General features: G+C 59.1%; 16 protein-coding genes and 1 riboswitch. Of the genes, 4 read left to right on the top strand and 12 right to left on the bottom strand.

Going from position 1 to position 16,405, the window contains the following annotated elements; all coding sequences use genetic code 11:
• Positions 1 to 84: 84 nt before the first annotated feature.
• Together cobW and RBH10_RS22795 are read right to left on the bottom strand one after the other, a co-directional pair.
• Positions 85 to 1,122: a cobalamin biosynthesis protein CobW gene (gene cobW / locus RBH10_RS22800; RefSeq protein WP_281038328.1), complete on the bottom strand. Its 1,038-nt coding sequence runs from the start codon at positions 1,120 to 1,122 to the stop codon at positions 85 to 87.
• Positions 1,119 to 1,505: a DUF1636 family protein gene (locus tag RBH10_RS22795; protein WP_281038329.1), complete on the bottom strand. Its 387-nt coding sequence runs from the start codon at positions 1,503 to 1,505 to the stop codon at positions 1,119 to 1,121. Before RBH10_RS22795 ends, cobW begins: the two co-directional genes overlap by 4 nt.
• 154 nt (positions 1,506 to 1,659) lie before the next feature.
• A riboswitch (cobalamin riboswitch) is annotated at positions 1,660 to 1,876 on the bottom strand.
• A gap of 136 nt (positions 1,877 to 2,012) precedes the next feature.
• Here RBH10_RS22795 and cobO point away from each other — a divergent pair.
• Positions 2,013 to 2,630 carry a cob(I)yrinic acid a,c-diamide adenosyltransferase gene (gene cobO / locus RBH10_RS22790; RefSeq protein WP_281038331.1) on the top strand — a complete coding sequence of 206 codons (618 nt, stop codon included), beginning with the start codon at positions 2,013 to 2,015 and terminating at the stop codon, positions 2,628 to 2,630.
• A 1-nt stretch (position 2,631) separates the two neighbouring features.
• Complete coding sequence (locus tag RBH10_RS22785; RefSeq protein WP_281038332.1) at positions 2,632 to 4,089, top strand: cobyric acid synthase; 1,458 nt, start codon at positions 2,632 to 2,634, stop codon at positions 4,087 to 4,089.
• On the opposite strand, the gene cbiB is transcribed toward RBH10_RS22785, so the two are convergent.
• A complete protein-coding gene (gene cbiB / locus RBH10_RS22780) occupies positions 4,076 to 5,041 on the bottom strand; it encodes an adenosylcobinamide-phosphate synthase CbiB (RefSeq protein WP_281038333.1) in 966 nt (321 codons plus the stop codon). The genes RBH10_RS22785 and cbiB overlap by 14 nt on opposite strands.
• Here cbiB and cobD point away from each other — a divergent pair.
• A complete protein-coding gene (gene cobD, locus RBH10_RS22775; protein WP_281038334.1) occupies positions 5,040 to 6,068 on the top strand; it encodes a threonine-phosphate decarboxylase CobD in 1,029 nt (342 codons plus the stop codon). The two genes, cbiB and cobD, sit on opposite strands and share 2 nt — an antisense overlap.
• Here cobD and RBH10_RS22770 read toward each other — a convergent pair whose 3' ends face one another.
• The 9 genes from RBH10_RS22770 to RBH10_RS22730 all read right to left on the bottom strand — a co-directional run bounded on the left by RBH10_RS22770 (position 6,069) and on the right by RBH10_RS22730 (position 15,443).
• Positions 6,069 to 7,346, bottom strand: a complete 1,278-nt coding sequence (locus RBH10_RS22770) for an L-fuconate dehydratase (RefSeq protein WP_306180891.1) — start codon at positions 7,344 to 7,346, stop codon at positions 6,069 to 6,071. It lies immediately after the preceding gene.
• Positions 7,347 to 7,382: 36 nt separating this feature from the next.
• Positions 7,383 to 7,712, bottom strand: a complete 330-nt coding sequence (locus RBH10_RS22765) for an L-rhamnose mutarotase (protein WP_281038337.1) — start codon at positions 7,710 to 7,712, stop codon at positions 7,383 to 7,385.
• A gap of 11 nt (positions 7,713 to 7,723) precedes the next feature.
• Positions 7,724 to 8,857: a mannitol dehydrogenase family protein gene (locus RBH10_RS22760; protein WP_281038338.1), complete on the bottom strand. Its 1,134-nt coding sequence runs from the start codon at positions 8,855 to 8,857 to the stop codon at positions 7,724 to 7,726.
• Complete coding sequence (locus RBH10_RS22755; RefSeq protein ID WP_045020427.1) at positions 8,854 to 9,864, bottom strand: zinc-binding alcohol dehydrogenase family protein; 1,011 nt, start codon at positions 9,862 to 9,864, stop codon at positions 8,854 to 8,856. Before RBH10_RS22755 ends, RBH10_RS22760 begins: the two co-directional genes overlap by 4 nt.
• Positions 9,865 to 9,867: 3 nt before the next feature.
• The gene (locus tag RBH10_RS22750) at positions 9,868 to 10,689 is read right to left on the bottom strand and encodes an amidohydrolase (RefSeq protein ID WP_281038339.1); all 822 of its coding nucleotides are present in this window, start codon (positions 10,687 to 10,689) and stop codon (positions 9,868 to 9,870) included.
• A gap of 4 nt (positions 10,690 to 10,693) precedes the next feature.
• Complete coding sequence (locus RBH10_RS22745) at positions 10,694 to 11,707, bottom strand: aldo/keto reductase (protein ID WP_045020431.1); 1,014 nt, start codon at positions 11,705 to 11,707, stop codon at positions 10,694 to 10,696.
• A gap of 123 nt (positions 11,708 to 11,830) precedes the next feature.
• A complete protein-coding gene (locus RBH10_RS22740) occupies positions 11,831 to 12,772 on the bottom strand; it encodes an ABC transporter substrate-binding protein (protein ID WP_045020433.1) in 942 nt (313 codons plus the stop codon).
• 74 nt (positions 12,773 to 12,846) lie between these two features.
• Positions 12,847 to 13,869, bottom strand: coding sequence for an ABC transporter permease (locus RBH10_RS22735; protein WP_045020435.1), 1,023 nt, complete (start codon positions 13,867 to 13,869; stop codon positions 12,847 to 12,849).
• Positions 13,870 to 13,877: 8 nt separating this feature from the next.
• Entirely contained in the window at positions 13,878 to 15,443 is a 1,566-nt protein-coding gene (locus RBH10_RS22730; protein ID WP_281038340.1) for a sugar ABC transporter ATP-binding protein, read from the bottom strand.
• 254 nt (positions 15,444 to 15,697) lie between these two features.
• Here RBH10_RS22730 and RBH10_RS22725 point away from each other — a divergent pair, with 254 nt between their 5' ends.
• Entirely contained in the window at positions 15,698 to 16,390 is a 693-nt protein-coding gene (locus RBH10_RS22725) for a FadR/GntR family transcriptional regulator (RefSeq protein WP_281038341.1), read from the top strand.
• The last annotated feature ends 15 nt before the right edge of the window (positions 16,391 to 16,405 follow it).

The following is a 16,405-nucleotide window of genomic DNA, read 5'->3' as shown; positions in this document are numbered from 1 at the left end:
CAGTAAAAGCGCGGTGCGGTTTTGCGTCTGAACAATGCGCAAAAACAATAGAGCACGTCCCGTTTAAACCGGACGTGCTCTATGTCACGCGGCCAGCATCTGTTCGATCTTTTCGCGGTTGAGGCCCTTCTCGCCGATGACGACGAGGCGGCTGCGGCGCTCCTCACCGGCTGCCCATGGCCGATCGTAATAGTGATTGACGCGGCTGCCGACGGCCTGCACCTGCAGGCGCATCGGCTTGGAAGATACCTCGACGAAACCCTTGATGCGCAGAACGTTTTCGGCAGCGGCCGTTTCGGCGATACGCACCGCCAGCGCTTCCGGATCGGTCACGGCCGGCAGATCGATGACGAAGCTGTCGAAATCATCATGTTCGTGGTCAAGCTCACCATCGTGATGGGTGCGACGGTTTTCGATATCCTCCTCCACCGCAAGGCCGAGGCCGATCAGAACGGCGGGGTCAATTGCGCCATTCGAGGCGACGACGATCTTTGCGGCCCGCGGCAGATGCTCGAGAATATGAGCCTTCGCCTTTTCCAGACCGGCACTATCAAGGAGATCGGCCTTGGTCAGGACGATGAGATCGGCACAGGCAATCTGGTCCTCGAAAACCTCTTCGACCGGATCGTCGTGATCGAGAGCTTCGTCATTCGCCCGCTGGGCAGCAAGTGCTTCCATGTCATGCGCCACCTGCCCCTCGGCAAGGGCAGCGCCATCCACGACGGCCACCACGGCGTCCACCGTTACGCGGCTCTTGATCGCAGGCCATTGAAACGCCTGCACCAGGGGCTTCGGCAGGGCAAGGCCCGAGGTCTCGATGAGGATATGCTCCACCTTCGGCTGGCGGCTGAGGATCTGCTCAATGGCCGGCTGGAAATCATCCGCCACCGTGCAGCAGATGCATCCATTAGCCAGTTCCACGATGTTTTCCTCCGGGCAGCTCTCAATGCCGCAGCCTTTGAGGATTTCGCCATCGATGCCGATATCGCCGAATTCGTTGACGATGATGGCCAGTCGCTTGCCATCAAGCTTTTCGAGAAGACCGCGCAGCAGCGTGGTTTTTCCGGCCCCCAGAAAGCCGGTGACGATGGTGCAGGGAACGCGGTCCAGAAGGGTGCTCATGATCTCTCCTCGGTAAAATCGAATGGGGGAATGCGCGCCACCATGCCGCGCTTCAATGTGTCGGGGCGGCCACGCCAGGGCATCAATCCATCTGCGGAGGCGGCCAGCATGCGAGCGCCGGTCAGCAGGTCTTCCGCATCGTCGGGCGTCAGCCCGCCGAATACATAGGACCAGCCATCGGCACCGCGCAGCACGGCACTGAGGCCGCGTTTGCAATTGGCAAGGCAATTGACGGAGCGAACATCGATGCCGGAGTCACGCGCTTTTGCGATGGCAGCTTCCGCAAGGATGGTGCCGGGGCGCGGCTCCGCATTGGGATCGGTGTCGTCGCGACAGCTTCGGCAGACAAAAACGACCACGCCGGAAGCTGTGTTGACTTCCATTGTCCCGTCCGCACAAGAAGATGTTGTGGTAATATCCAAACCGTTCCGCTTTCCGCGCCTTTAAACTCATCGGGGTGCGGATGTCGAAAACAGCGCACTGAAAAGCGCGACTGCAAATCAATTCGACCGGCTGACCGGAGCACCCCGCCCGGCAGACGTTTTTTCCTGAAACGGCAGGTCTCCTGGCTTGCGGCTTTAAAACACCCTGCACCACCTTCCCGGACCAATTTTATGGTCCAGTGGCTTCACAGTGCGGGCTTACCGCTTACAGTTGCGGGGGCAGCCACGGAATGACCCTCTATCAGGGTTGAACCGTGTTCCCTCTTAGCTTTTCCCGTTGCCGGGAAAAGACCGTCAGTCCTTCTACCCTTAGGCTGAACGGGCGCGGGGGTCAATGCTGCGGCCCTCCGGCTGGAGCATTGCCGGGTGCGGCAAATTGAGTATAGTCGCCGCTCCGAATGGCGGGGGCATCCGGTCCCCATGCCGCTGGATGAGAAGGAAAACGCGATGACACGCGACATCAGCGACAACGAGGCCGAGCGTCACCGGCAGAAAATGGTCAACCGCAAGACGGTTCAGGATGCCGAAGTTGCGGAAAAGACCATCGAAAAAGGTCTGCTGATGATCAATACCGGTCCCGGCAAAGGCAAGTCCACGGCCGCTTTCGGCCTCGCTTTGCGTATGCTCGGCACCGGGCGACGGGTGGGCGTGGTGCAATTCATCAAGGGCGCATGGTCGACGGGCGAACAGCAGGCGCTGACGCTCTTCGGCGACAGGGTCATATGGCGCACGATGGGTGAGGGCTTCACCTGGGATACGCAGGATCTGAAACGCGATGTTGCGGCAGCCGCAAAGGCCTGGGAGGAAGCAAAAACCCTGATGGCCGACGAAACGATCGGCCTGTTGATCCTCGACGAACTGAACATTGCGCTCCGCTATGATTACCTGCCGCTGGAAGAAGTCGTCGAAACGCTTTCCAACCGCCGACCCGATCTGCATGTCATCGTCACCGGCCGCAACGCCAAGCAACCGCTGATCGGCGCCGCCGACATGGTGACCGAAATGACCCTCGTCAAACATCACTTCAAGGCAGGCGTGAAGGCGCAGGCGGGGATAGAATTCTGACATGACTGCACGCGTGCTGATGTTTCAGGGAACCGGCTCCGATGTCGGCAAATCGCTGATGGTGGCTGGCCTTGCCCGCGCCTTCGTCAGGCGTGGCCTGTCCGTCATGCCGTTCAAGCCGCAGAACATGTCGAACAATGCGGCGGTCACCGCCGATGGCGGCGAGATCGGTCGCGCGCAGGCGCTGCAGGCGCGGGCAGCAGGCGTTCCGCTGTCGGTTCACATGAACCCGGTGCTTTTAAAGCCGCAGAGCGAAACCGGCGCACAGGTCGTCGTACAGGGTAAAATTGTCGGCAATGCCAAGGCTGCCGATTATCAGCACATGAAAGCCGGGCTGATGCCGCGTGTGCTGGAGAGCTTCGAGCACCTGAAACAACAGGCCGATCTGGTGCTGGTGGAAGGGGCAGGAAGTGCTTCCGAAATCAACCTCCGCGCCAACGACATCGCCAATATGGGTTTTGCCCGCGCCGCAGATGCTCCCGTGATCCTGATCGGCGATATCGACCGGGGCGGGGTCATCGCGAGCCTCGTGGGCACAAAAACCGTTCTCGAACGCGATGATGCCGCGATGATAGAGGGCTTCATCGTGAACCGCTTTCGCGGTGACCCTGCGCTGTTTTCAGACGGCATGCGGATGATCGCGGAAAAGACCGGCTGGGCGTCCATCGGGCTGTTGCCGCATTTTTCCGATGCTGCGAAATTGCCGGCGGAGGACGCCTTTGGGCTTACCGGCCCGGCGCAACAAAAGCCCGGCGCGAAAATCCGCATTGCCGTGCCGATCCTGCCGCATATCTCCAATTTCGACGATCTGGATCCGCTAGACATGGAGCCGGATGTGGAGCTGATCCGAGTGCGGCAGGGCGAGACCATTCCCGCCGATTGCCGGCTGGTTCTGCTCTGCGGTTCGAAATCCACCATAGCTGATCTCGCCGTGCTGAAAAATGCAGACCTCGACATCGACATCAAGGCACATGTGCGCCGCGGCGGTTATGTTCTCGGTCTCTGCGGCGGATACCAGATGCTTGGAAAAACTGTTGCCGATCCTGACGGCATCGAAGGGCCACCAGCGACGGTGGAAGGGCTTGGCCTGCTGGATGTGACGACGGTTTTGACGGGCGACAAGAGGCTCGTCTCCGTGCAGGGCAAGAGCTTCGACGGAATTAATTTATCCGGCTATGAAATGCATGTCGGCGAAACGACGAGCGTAACGGGCAACCTTCCGTTTTCGACTATTGACGGGCATGCAGACGGCGCCATCTCGCCCGATGGCCGCATCTTCGGCACCTATATACACGGTCTTTTTGCGGATGATCGCCAGCGTGGTGCATGGCTTGAGCGACTTGGTGGAGAGAGCACGGAACTGAACTATGATGCACAGGTGGACGCGGTTCTTGACCGCCTGGCTGAGCATATGGAACAGCACCTCAATCTCGACAGGCTGCTTTCTATAGCGCGATAAGGATCGCCAGTAACCCGAACAGTCCGATCAGCAAGAAGTCCGCGATCCTTGCGAGCCGAAGCGCCTTGCGAATATCGCCGGCAACCAGCGCTGCTCTTCCGCCTTCGCCCATGAAACGCGCCTCGATCATCTGACCGCCGTAGGAACGCGGACCGGCGAGCGCGAAGCCGAGGGCACCCGCAAGCGCCGCCTCCGGCCAGCCGGCATTTGGCGAACGGTGGTGACGCGCATCGCGACGTATCGCGGCAATGGCCCCACTCGGCGAAGCGCCTTTCACAAAAAATGCAGCAACCACGAAAAGACCGCCGCTCAATCTCGATGCTGGCAGGTTGACCAGATCGTCCAACCGCGCCGATGCCCAGCCGAAGGCTTCATGGCGCGGCGAGCGATGGCCGATCATGCTGTCGGCCGTATTGATCGCCTTGTAACTTGCGCCGCCCGGCAGCCCCAGAAGCCCGAGCCACAGGGAAGGGGCAACGATGCCGTCGGAAAAATTCTCGGCTAGGCTTTCGATCGCCGCCCGGCAAATCGCGGCCTCATCCAGCGCCTGCGGATCGCGGCCAACGATCATCGAAACAGCTTTGCGGCCGCCTTCCACCCCCTCGCGCTCCAGCGCAATGGCGACGGCCTCCACATGCTGTTCCAGACTTTTTTGTGCCGGAAGCGACGCGCCTAGCAACGAAACAAGCAACAGACCGAAGGGGAGGAACATAAGAACCGACTGCGCAAACCATGCAAGAAATACAGTCAGACCTACAAAAACAGCCAGCGCCGCAACGCCTGCCGCCTTACGCTGCGAAAATGAGGCACTCTCCCGGTTCCATTTTTTGTCCAGCAGCGCGATAAGCGAACCGATCCAGGTGACGGGATGGCCGATACGTTTGAACAGCCAGTCCGGATAACCGGTCAGGCGTTCGATGACGAGCGACAGGAAAGCGAGAGCAAAGAACATGGGCGAAACAGTACCAGAAAAGGCGCAGACTTCGATCCGTCACGGCGGCAATCTCGGCAGGGCGCGCCTGATGTTTCCTGAAGCGCCGGAACCGTGGATCGACCTGTCGACCGGGATCAATCCGCACTCCTACCCGCATTCGCCCATTCCCGCCAGAGCATTTGCCCGCCTGCCGGAGCCTGATGCGACCGAGGAATTGAAGCGACTTGCCACCACAAGTTTCGGCGCACCGTCCGACCGGCATGTGGCTCTCTCCCCCGGGACCCAAATGCTGATGCCATTGCTCGCTCATATCGCACTCGCCCGCGGAGCAAAAAACGGCGCCGTGCTTTCGCCCGCCTATGCGGAACATGCCCGTACCGCCCGCATGGCCGGACTGACTGTGGCCGAAGTGGAGGACATCAGCGGCCTGGCGGCATCTGATTATGCCGTGGTCGTTAATCCCAACAATCCCGATGGCCGCGTTATCGATCGCGAAGACTTGTTGTCGTTGGCCGAGACCATGCGCCGCAAGGGCGGCCTGCTCGTGGTGGATGAGGCCTTCATCGAAACGGGAGGTGCCGAAAGCCTCGCAAATGTTGCCGGTCACGACGCGCTGGTGATCCTGCGATCCTTCGGCAAGTTTTACGGTATGGCGGGTGTCCGGCTCGGTTTTGCGCTCGCGCATCCAGACCTTGCTGCTGAACTGGAGGCAAGGCTTGGCCCGTGGGCAGTTTCCGGCCCGGCTCTGCATATCGCAACGCAAGCTTTGGCGGACAAAGAATGGCAATCGTCCATGCGTCTCCATCTCGCGGAAGAGGCACGGCGTATGAATGGCTTGCTGGAAAAGGCGGGGCTAACGATTGCCGGCGGCACGTCCCTGTTTACTCTGGTAAGGGACCACCGCACCGTTGACCTGTTCGATCATCTTGGCCGGCGCGGCATTCTGGTACGCATTTTTGATGAAAGACCGAACGACATGCGCCTCGGCCTTCCCGGTGGCGAAGAGGAATGGCAGCGCCTCGGTGAAGCGCTGTCATCCTTTTGATTATTCTTCGAACGTATAGGTCTCGATAGACTCCGGCTTCATTTCGATGGAGAAGCCGGGCAGTTTTGGCGGCATATAAGCCGCATTTCTGATATCGCAGGGTTCGATGAAATGCTCGTGCAGATGGTCGACATATTCGATCACGCGGCCTTCCTTGGTACCGGAAACCACGAGATAGTCGATCATCGACAGATGCTGGACATATTCGCAAAGGCCAACGCCACCGGCATGCGGCCAGACCGGCAAATTGTATTTGGCAGCGATCAGCAGAACCGCCAGTACCTCGTTCAGACCACCCATGCGGCAGCTGTCGATCTGCACCACATCGATCGCGCCTTCGGCAATGAACTGCTTGAACATGATGCGGTTCTGGCACATTTCGCCGGTCGCCACCTTCACGGAGCCGATGGCCGCGCAGATCTTGCGATGGCCGACGATATCGTCCGGGCTGGTGGGCTCTTCGATGAAGAAGGGCTTGGCGAAGGCAAGCTTATTGACCCAGTCGATCGCCTGATCCACTTCCCACACCTGATTGGCGTCGATCATCAGATAACGGTCGGGACCGATCACCTCACGGGCGATGGTGAGACGACGGATATCGTCTTCCAGATCGCGGCCGACCTTCATCTTCACATGGTTGAAGCCGGCGTCGATCGCTTCCTGGCAAAGACGGCGCAGCTTGGCGTCGTCATAACCGAGCCAACCGGCGGACGTGGTGTAGCAGGCATAGCCTTCGTTCTTCAGCGTCTCGATACGTTCCTTTTTGCCGCTTTCGGCTTTTCTGAGGATCGCGAGCGCATCGTCCTTTGTCAGCACGTCGGTCAGATAACGGTAATCGACGATGTCGGCGATTTCTTCCGGGCTCATATCGGCAACAAGCTGCCAGACGGGTTTACCCGCCTTCTTGGCAAGCAGGTCCCACACCGCGTTGACGACAGCACCGGTAGCGAGATGCATCGCGCCCTTGTCCGGGCCGATCCAGCGCAGCTGGCTATCACCGGTCAGATGACGCCAATATTTGCCGGGGTTCTCGGTCACGGTGGCGAGATCGGTTCCAACCACCAGATGGCGCATCGCCTCGATGGCCATGCAGCAAATCTCGTTGCCGCGGCCGATGGTAAAGGTCAGCCCGTGGCCTTTCAGGCCCAGCTCGTCAGTGTCGAGAATGACATAAGCCGCCGAATAATCCGGGTCGGGGTTCATCGCATCCGAACCATCAAGGCTCTGGGAGGTAGGAAAACGCAGGTCGAAAACACGCAGATCTGTAATTTTTGTCATGGCCGTTCACTCGCGGTCAGTGTGTATGGATATCGTTCAATCGAGGTGGAATGTTTCTTCCATCATGGCCCACCACTCACCTTCCTTGCGGCTTTCGAGCGGTTGCTGGCAGGGTATGGTGAAAGACCACCATTCCAGGTTCTTCGGGCTTGCGGCGATCTTCGCCATGTCGGCGCTGAAATCGGTGCCGTGATATTCCCAGTATCCGAACAGCAGATTTTCCGGCTCGCGCAGGAAAATCGTGTAGTTGCGGATGTTGCAGTCGCTGATAAGCGCCAGAATCTCGGGCCAGACGGCGGTGTGCAGTCTTTTATATTCCGCAATCATGTCCGGTTTGACGCCGATGACCATGCCCATACGCTGCATGAAAAACTCCGTTATTGCTTGATGGTAGCGAGCGCCGCACGCAGCTTCTGCTGCGGCAGGTTTAGTCCCAGACGTTCCGCCGCAGCGATGACCGGGACGAAACGGCGTCGTTTCTTTTCGTCGTGATTGCCGGCAATGTCGGCGAGCCGGTGCGCGAGAAAGGGGTTCATGAAACGCTCCCGCACCGCGCGGATATAGGCTTGGGCTTCTTCTCCCATGCCTTCTGCGGCAAAGACCGGCAGAACCTCGTCCCGCCAGAGCGTTTCCAGATCCCCGACGAGCGCCTCGTCAGCCATCGCCTGCCGCACTGTCTCGTCTTTCGCACGGACATCCTGCAACCAGCGCTCGGCGAGGTAGGAATGGCCGAGATTGAGCAGGAACAGCTTCAGCTTTTCGTAATGGTCGAGATCATCAGTCAGCACCACCGCAGGGTGGGTGCAGGGAAGAACGAGACCTTCCTGCCGCTCGACCGCCCAAAGTGCGTAGGGCTCGGCAACCGCACCAACGGGATCGATCGGCTCGGAGACGATGCGGTCCACCAGACTGTTGGCGAAACGGCATTTTTTATTCAGGTAGAAGCCGAAACCCGCAGGCAGCTGCCACTCGTCGGCAAGCTGGCGAACAACCTCTTTCAACCGGTCGCCATTGCGCGGAACAAGCTCGCAGGGAAAGATCGATACAGGTGCTTCCGGATTGGTCTGAAAACGTTCCAGCAGCAACATGCAGAGCTTGGCCGGGAAACTCTTCGGCATGTGGCTGAAATCTACCGCCAGGCCGGGACCATCGGACGAATCCAGCTCATAACCGCGATCACCCGTATTGGACAGAATGACCTCGGCCACACAGGCGATGCGCCGCACCTCTGCCCAATCAGCAGCCGCCGTCAACGCCAGCGCAACAGCCTTGCCCGGAATTTCCTCGTCCACCTCTTGCCCGTCGCGAATGCCGCGAACACGCACCGGATAGGGTGCGCCGCCATTCAACGCCGCAACGCGCTTCAGGCTTTCGGCATTGCCGGTCGTCTGGACGATTGCAATACGGCCTAAAGCCTCGCCTTTATCCAGCGCCCGCGAAATGAACAAATCCGCATGCGCCAGAAGAAAGCGGCTGGTACCAAATTGCAGGATGGGCGTGTCAGCCGTCATGCGACCTCCACCATGCCCTTGATGACGCCGGCTTTCGGATCGGTCAGCCCGGCGAATTTGGAAGGCACATCAGCAAGCGTCATGCGGTGGGTAATGAGTGCTTCCGGTACTTTGCCTTCACGCAAGGCCTGCAACACCCGCTCGAAATCCTCCGGCGTGGCATTGCGGCTGCCGAGCAGCGTGGTTTCCCGCTTGTGAAACTCCGGATCGTTGAAAGCGATATCGCTGGCAACGATGGAAACCAGTACGTAGGAGCCACCGTGGCCGACGAAGGAAAAGCCGCGTTCCATGGCTTTCGGATTGCCGGTCGCATCGAAGACAGCATCGAAGAAATCACCGCCGGTAATATCCGACAGTCGATCCTTGTCGCCTTCACCGAGCGTTACCGTATGGGTGACGCCGAGATGATCCTTGCAGAAATCCAGCCGGTCGGTACGCCCGTCAATCATCGTCACTTCGCCGCCATCTAGAACGGCAAAAACAGCAACCGCCATGCCGATCGGACCGGCACCGACGATCAGAACCTTCTGGCCTTTTTCCACCGACCCACGGCGCACGGCATGCGCGCCGATCGCCAGAAATTCGGTCATTGCCGCCTGATCGAGGCTCAAGCCCTCCGCTTTCAACACGAATTGCTGAGGAACGCTCAGATATTCGACCATGCCGCCATCGCGATGAACGCCGAGCACGCCGATATTGCGGCAGCAATTGCTCTTGCCCTTAAGGCAGGCGCTGCATTCGCCGCAGGAAATATAAGGGATGACTGTAACAACATCGCCTGCCGACAGGTGGCTGCCTTCCGGCGCCTCTTCCACCGTACCGGAAAGCTCGTGGCCCATGATACGCGGATAGGAAAGATAAGGCTGATTGCCGGTGAAAATATGCAGGTCCGTGCCGCAGACGCCGATGCGACGGATGCGCACGAGCACTTCACCTTCACCACGCGCGGGTTTCGGTAGTTCCTTGGGGACAAGTTGACCGGGGGTCTCGCAGAAAATAGCCAGCATGCATCACCTGTGGGAAAGGGAATAAAAACGAACGGCGTTACCGCCAAAAACTGCCGCATGGTCCTGCTCAGGCACGATCTCGCGGCAGAAATCCAGCCATTCCTGATAGTCGCCGGCCAGCCGTAACACCGGCCAGTCGCTGCCGAAGATCACGCGGTTGCCACCGAACAGTTCCAGCATGGTTTCGGCATAGGGCCGGACCGCTTCCGGTCTCTGCTCGCCGCGCTCGGTCAACAGGCCGGACAGCTTGCAATGGAGGTTGGGAAGGGCCGCCAAGGCAGCCATGTCCCTGCGCCAGTCACTATAGTGACCGGTGGCAATAAGTGGCTTCGCACCGTGGTCGATAACAACAGGCAATTGCGGATGACGGCGCGCGAAGGCCAGAAGATGCGGCAGGTGCGGCGGCAGGACCAGCGCATCAAACACCAGCCCATGTTTCACCAGCGCATCCACGGCGGCATCAAGCGCGGGATCGTCGATCCAGGTCACATCCTCCATGCCTTGCAGCATCGGGCGCACGCCCTTGAAGGCCGGATGTTCTGCCCGGCGAGCGATTTCCGCCGCCGCGTCCGTGGACTTCATGTCCACCCAGCCGACCACGCCCTTGATGAAATCGGTGCTATCCGCCAGATCCAGCATGAAATCCGTGTCAGCCGCACTTTCCATCGTCTGCACCAGCACCGTGCCGGAAACCCCGGCCTTTGCCAGCAGAGGCGTCAGGTCTGGCGGAAGGAAATCCCGGTAGATCGCAGCCAGAGACGGCGGCGGCCATTGCCCGGCACGATCCTTCATCAGCCAGAAATGCTGGTGGGCATCGATGATCATCGCGTCAGGCCTTTTTGCCGGGCACAGGAGCGCCCTCAGGGATCAGGCCGCGCTTTTGCAGCTCGGACCAGAATTCATCCGGAATAGCCTGTTCGAACCATTCGATGTTGGAGGTAAGCTGTTGCGCATTGCGCGCGCCCGACACGACGGTCACCGAAGCCGGATGTGCGAGCGGAAATTGCAATGCGGCAGCCGGCAGCGACACGCCCAGTTCGTCGCACACGCCCTGCAGCGCATCCACGCGCGCAATGATGTCGGCAGGCGCGTCGGCGTAATTGAATTTGCGGTTACCCGCCAGAATGCCCGAATTGAAAACGCCAGCGGCAACGATGGCAACGCCGGTTTCCGCGCAGCGGTTCATGAAGGCAAGGCTCTGCTGCTCCAGAAGCGTATAACGGCCGGCGAGCATGGCGACGTCGATGTCGAAAACATCCATGGCATCGTTGACGATTTCCCACTCGTTGACGCCGAGACCGATAGCCCCCGTCGATCCTTCTTCGCGCAGCTTGCCGAGTGCCCGGAAGCCGCCGCCGGTGGTCAGCTGCTCCCAGTAATGCTGGTGCTTTTCGCCATGGGTGAAGGAGCCGATATCGTGCACATAAAGAATATCCGGCTTCAGAACGCCGAGCCGCTGCTGGCTCGCCTCGAAGGAACGCAGGATACCGTCATAGGAATAATCATAGACCGGGCGGAAAGGCAGCGGCGCAATATAGGCGTCCTCTTCCGGGCCAACCGTTTCGTCCGGAACCATGACACGGCCGACCTTGGTGGAGAGTGTGTACTCGCCACGGTCATGCTCCGTCACCATTGTTCCAAGACGACGCTCCGAACGCGTGTAACCGTAAAAAGGCGCGGTATCGAAATAGCGAATGCCGCTTTCCCATGCCTTGTCGAACGCGCCTTTGGATTCCTCATACGGCGTGACGCGGTAGAGATTACCCATCTGGGCGCAACCGAGGCCCATGACCGTGACTTCCACGGCGCGGCGCGGCAATTTACGTGTATCGGAGACTTTCATCGCAGGGGGCTTCCTGAATTTTTAGGTAGAGCGGGACGGGCCAAAACCGTGTGTGGTTGCCTGAAATACCGCTTCTCAAATTTGTGAGGCGCGCCGCCGGTAAAGCGGCGCGCCATTATACAATCAATAAAGAACGTTCTTGGCTTCCGGCTTTTCGATATTGTCCTTGGTGACAACAACGACGCCCGTGTCGACGAACTTCTCGACCTTTTCCTTCTTGATGAGCTTGGAAACGGTTTCGATGCCCTTTTCACCCATCTGATAGGAACCCTGAACGACGATACCGGTCAGCGTGCCGTCCTTGACGAAGCCCTGAAGGTCCTGGTTGCCGTCAAAGCCGATGCCGACAACCTTGCCTGCCTTGCCGGTCTGGGCGAGAGCACGACCAACACCGATGGCGGTGGGTTCGTTCGCTCCGAAGATGCCCTTCAGATCGGCATTGGCGGCCAGAACGTCGGTCGTCTGGTTCAGCGCGGTCGCCATCTGCGACTGCGAATAGAACGGGCCGACGATCTTAAGGTTGGAATGCATCTGGATGTAGTCGGTGAAACCGCCAACGCGGCCGATTTCCGAACCGGCACCTGCGACGTAGGACATGACGGCGATCTTGCCTTCCTTGCCCACCTTGTCGATCAGCGCCTGTGCAGCCAATTCGCCGGCTTTCTTGTTATCGGTCGCCAGGAAGGACTGGTAATACTGCTCGGAACCCTGAGCGAGCTGCGAGTCGATCAGAACCACGGGAATACGGGCTTCCCAGGCTTTCTTGACAGCCGGAACCAGCGCGTCAGGATCGGAAGGAGCCAGCACGATACCCGAAACCTTACGGTTTACGGCGTTTTCAACCATGTTGACCTGATCGGCGATGGCCGATTCGGAAGCCGGACCCTGGAAGGTCATGGTGTTGCCGGCAGAGTCCTTCATCGCCGCATCGGCGCCCTTCTGAACGTTCTGCCAGAAGGTGGAATTGACGGTCTTGACGATGACGGCGATTTCACCGGCCTGCACGGTGGAGACGCTCCACAGCGCGATTGCGGATGTCAGAAGGGCGGTCGTAAGCTTGTTCATTTCTTCCTCCGTGATGTCGGCATACCGGGCCTCCCGTGCCGATCTTGTTTGCGGATAGGGTCCGCAGCCCTATATCAGCGGCGGTTGCGCAACTGGTCGATCCAGACGGTGACCAGAATGACAAGGCCGATGATGATCTGTTGCGTGAAGGCGGACACGCCGTTCATATTGAGACCGTTGCGCAGGATGCCGATGACGAAAGCGCCGATAGCCGTGCCCGAAATCGTACCCACGCCGCCGATGAGCGATGTGCCGCCGATAACGGCGCTGGCGATGGCATCCAGCTCATACATCACGCCCTCATTCGGCTGAGCGGTGACGAGGCGCGACATCAGCACGCAACCCGTCAACCCGGCGAGTGTACCGGACAGGATGTAGGTGAAATTGGTGACGCGTGCGACATTAACACCGGAAAGGCGCGCAGCATCCGCATTCGAACCGACGGCATAGATATGACGGCCAAGGATCGAGCGGTTGAGCATGAAGGAAACCGCGAGCGCAATCACCACCATCAGGATGACGGGGTAGGGAATGCCCGGAAACACCACGTTCGGAAAACCGTCGTCGCCAATATTGACGATGCGGAAGAGAGCGCCGTTACCGAGTTCACCGAAGGATTCGCCGAGACCGGAAACGGCGCGAGCACCGGTGATCTGCAGCGCGACGCCACGGGCGATCAGCATCATGCCGAGCGTGGCGATGAAGGGCGGCAGCTTGAAACGCGTGACCATGAGGCCGTTGATGAGACCGCAAAGCGACCCCGTCAGAATGCCGAGCAACATGCCGACCGGAACCGGCATCCCCAACTCCTTCACCGCAAGTGCAGCGACGACGCCAGCCAGAGCAAGCACAGAACCGACGGAAAGATCGATGCCACCGGTGATGATGACGCAGGTCGCACCGATGCCAAGAAGGGCAATGGAGGTCACCTGAAGCGCAATGGTCATGGCGTTGTTGACGGAGAAGAAGGCGCTGCTGGTGGCGGAAAACACCATGACCAGCGCAACGAGACTGCCAAGAGCCGCAAACTTCTGGATGATGTCCTTCTGGCGGTCGCTGAAAGCGAAGCTCTTCTTGGGTTCTGCAATATTAGCCATGTCGTTCCTCACTGCGCAGTCCGGCCGTAACCGGACGCGTACCGCATGATTTCTTCTTGATTGGTCTTGGCGGTCTCAAGCACGCCCGTGATCCGGCCCTGGTGGAAAACGGCGATACGATCCGTCAACCCCAGAATTTCCGGCAGTTCCGAACTGATGAGAATGACGCCGATGCCCTGCGCGGCAAGCTCGTCCATGATCTTGTAGATCGCGAACTTCGCGCCGACATCGATGCCGCGTGTCGGCTCGTCGAAGAACAGCACGCGCGACTGCCGGAACAGCCATTTGCCGATGATGATTTTCTGCTGATTACCGCCCGAAAGCAGCCGCACCGTCTGTTCGATAGAGGGGGTGCGGATATTCAGGAGATCGACATAACGTCTGGCGACATCATCATGTTTCTTGAAGTCGATCAGTCCGAAGCGGTTGGAAACCTCGCCGATATTGGCAAGCGTCGTATTGGCCGCAACCGACATCTTGATGGCAAGGCCATCGCTTTTGCGGTCTTCCGAGAGATAGGCGATGCCCTCCTCGATAGCGTCGCGCGGAGAACTGATAGAAAGCTCCCGCCCGTTGAAAACGACCTTGCCCGCATCCAGAGGATCGGCGCCGAAGATTGCGCGCGCAACTTCCGTGCGACCTGCGCCCATCAACCCGGCGAAACCGAGAATCTCGCCGCGACGCAGCGAGAAACCGACATCGTGGAAAACGCCGGTGCGCGTCAGCCCTTCGGCGGAGAAAATAATCTCTTCCGTGGGGCGCGAAGTGCGCTCGGGGAACTTGTCCTCCAGCGAACGGCCAACCATGCGGGTGACGATATCGTCAACGGTGATCGACGCAAAATCGTCGGTCGAAATATAACGTCCGTCCCGCAGAACCGTCACACGGTCGACGATTTCGGCCATTTCATCGAGGCGGTGGGAAATATAGACAATGCCGACGCCGGATGCCTTGAGATCGCGGATCACCTTGAACAGCAGCCGCGTTTCCTGCTCGGTCAGCGAGGAGGTCGGCTCGTCCATGATGAGCACTTCCGCATCCAGCGACAGCGCCTTGGCGATTTCCACCATCTGACATTGGGCGACCGAAAGACCGCGAACGATCTGGTCGGGGTCGATATCAACGCCGAGCCGGTCGAGACAGCGCTTGGCGTCAAGGCGCAGCTTCTTGCGGTCGACGAGGAAACCCCGGCGAGGCTCACGCGCGAGATAGATGTTCTCGGCGACGGAAAGATGCGGAACGAGGTTGAGTTCCTGATGGATGATGGCGATGCCGGCGGCTTCGGACTCCAGCGGCGATGCATATTGCACTTTCACACCCTTATGCAGGATGGTTCCTTCGCTCGGCTGGTAGACGCCGCTGATGATTTTCATCAGCGTCGATTTTCCGGCACCGTTCTCGCCGCAAACGGCATGAACCTCGCCGCTGCGCAGATCGAAATGCACATTCGACAACGCTTTGACGCCCGGAAATTCCTTGCTGATGTTTTCAAGACGCAGGAGACCTGAACCTAGGCCGCGCGCCGTCTCCTCAGGCGAAAAATCGCCTCGAATTGTCGATGCGCCCTGCGACATCTAGAAACCTCCACCCGCGCTCCCCGCTCCACTGGGGGCAATAATGAGCCAAATGGTTAGGCCGGTTTTTTAGAATGGTCAAGCCAATTAGCCCAAAATTTGAATCGGGATTCTGAAACGCACAAAACGCTCTCAAGAGAAAATGTTAAATAACGTTGCAAATTCTCATATTTAAGTAATTTCTTGCGTATTGGTACGCTTGGCGTTACGGTAAGGCCAAATCCAGACAGCAGACAAGGTTCGTCAGAAAACACATGAATGGTCAGGCCAAAATAGCGGAACCGCGCAGGCTTTATCAGCAGATTGCGGACCAGATACGCGAACTCATCGATATGGGTGAGTTTCTGCCCGGAACGCGGCTTCCTGCTGAACGGGAACTGGCACAGAAGCTCGGAGTTTCAAGACCGTCATTGCGCGAAGCGCTGATTGCGCTTGAAATCGACAACACCGTCGAAATCCGCATGGGTTCCGGTGTTTACGTGTCCACCGAGGCTCTTCAAACGACCCATAACACCAAGTCGCTGGGCGACAGCCCGTCAGAACTGATGCAGGCGCGCGCGGCGCTGGAAGGCGCGACCATCGTGCTGGCGGCAAGCCGCATGACGGATGAGACGCTCGCAAGCCTTCGCCAGATCCTGAACACGATGCAGCGGGAAATCGAGGCCGCGCGCAAGCCTCTCGATCAAGACCGGCTTTTTCACGTCACCATTGCCGAGCAATCCGGCAACAGCGTTCTGGCGCGGCTGGTGGCAAACCTCTTCGATGAGCGCCACAGCCCAATTTCGGCGCAATTGCGCGTGAAATTCGAGGATCGCGATACCTGGACCCAGGCCCTTCAGGAGCACGAAGCCATTCTGGCGGCACTGGAGCTGAAAGACCCGCTTCTGGCGCAGGCGGCCATGCACACCCATCTTGAAGGCTCCAAGAGACGCTGGGTAGACAACTGAGTTCAAAACATAGCA

Origin of the sequence: Rhizobium sp. AN73, from assembly GCF_030757975.1 — a bacterium.
Classification (GTDB): Bacteria; Pseudomonadota; Alphaproteobacteria; order Rhizobiales; family Rhizobiaceae; genus Agrobacterium; species Agrobacterium arsenijevicii.
The sequence above is the reverse complement of the archived record's forward strand: the minus strand, read 5'-3'. Positions and strand labels throughout refer to the sequence as shown.

Bases quoted from the DNA above. Each gene is read 5' to 3' on its own strand.
- RBH10_RS22760 (WP_281038338.1), bottom strand. From the start codon at position 8,857: ATGACGGCTGACACGCCCATCCTGCAATTTGGTACCAGCCGCTTTCTT.
- RBH10_RS22765 (WP_281038337.1), bottom strand. From the start codon at position 7,712: ATGCAGCGTATGGGCATGGTCATCGGCGTCAAACCGGACATGATTGCG.
- RBH10_RS22740 (WP_045020433.1), bottom strand. From the start codon at position 12,772: ATGAACAAGCTTACGACCGCCCTTCTGACATCCGCAATCGCGCTGTGG.
- RBH10_RS22735 (WP_045020435.1), bottom strand. From the start codon at position 13,869: ATGGCTAATATTGCAGAACCCAAGAAGAGCTTCGCTTTCAGCGACCGC.
- cobD (WP_281038334.1), top strand. From the start codon at position 5,040: ATGGGCGAAACAGTACCAGAAAAGGCGCAGACTTCGATCCGTCACGGC.
- RBH10_RS22770 (WP_306180891.1), bottom strand. From the start codon at position 7,346: ATGACAAAAATTACAGATCTGCGTGTTTTCGACCTGCGTTTTCCTACC.
- RBH10_RS22795 (WP_281038329.1), bottom strand. From the start codon at position 1,505: ATGGAAGTCAACACAGCTTCCGGCGTGGTCGTTTTTGTCTGCCGAAGC.
- RBH10_RS22745 (WP_045020431.1), bottom strand. From the start codon at position 11,707: ATGAAAGTCTCCGATACACGTAAATTGCCGCGCCGCGCCGTGGAAGTC.
- cobW (WP_281038328.1), bottom strand. From the start codon at position 1,122: ATGAGCACCCTTCTGGACCGCGTTCCCTGCACCATCGTCACCGGCTTT.
- RBH10_RS22730 (WP_281038340.1), bottom strand. From the start codon at position 15,443: ATGTCGCAGGGCGCATCGACAATTCGAGGCGATTTTTCGCCTGAGGAG.
- RBH10_RS22755 (WP_045020427.1), bottom strand. From the start codon at position 9,864: ATGCTGGCTATTTTCTGCGAGACCCCCGGTCAACTTGTCCCCAAGGAA.
- RBH10_RS22750 (WP_281038339.1), bottom strand. From the start codon at position 10,689: ATGATCATCGATGCCCACCAGCATTTCTGGCTGATGAAGGATCGTGCC.
- RBH10_RS22725 (WP_281038341.1), top strand. From the start codon at position 15,698: ATGAATGGTCAGGCCAAAATAGCGGAACCGCGCAGGCTTTATCAGCAG.
- RBH10_RS22785 (WP_281038332.1), top strand. From the start codon at position 2,632: ATGACTGCACGCGTGCTGATGTTTCAGGGAACCGGCTCCGATGTCGGC.
- cobO (WP_281038331.1), top strand. From the start codon at position 2,013: ATGACACGCGACATCAGCGACAACGAGGCCGAGCGTCACCGGCAGAAA.
- cbiB (WP_281038333.1), bottom strand. From the start codon at position 5,041: ATGTTCTTTGCTCTCGCTTTCCTGTCGCTCGTCATCGAACGCCTGACC.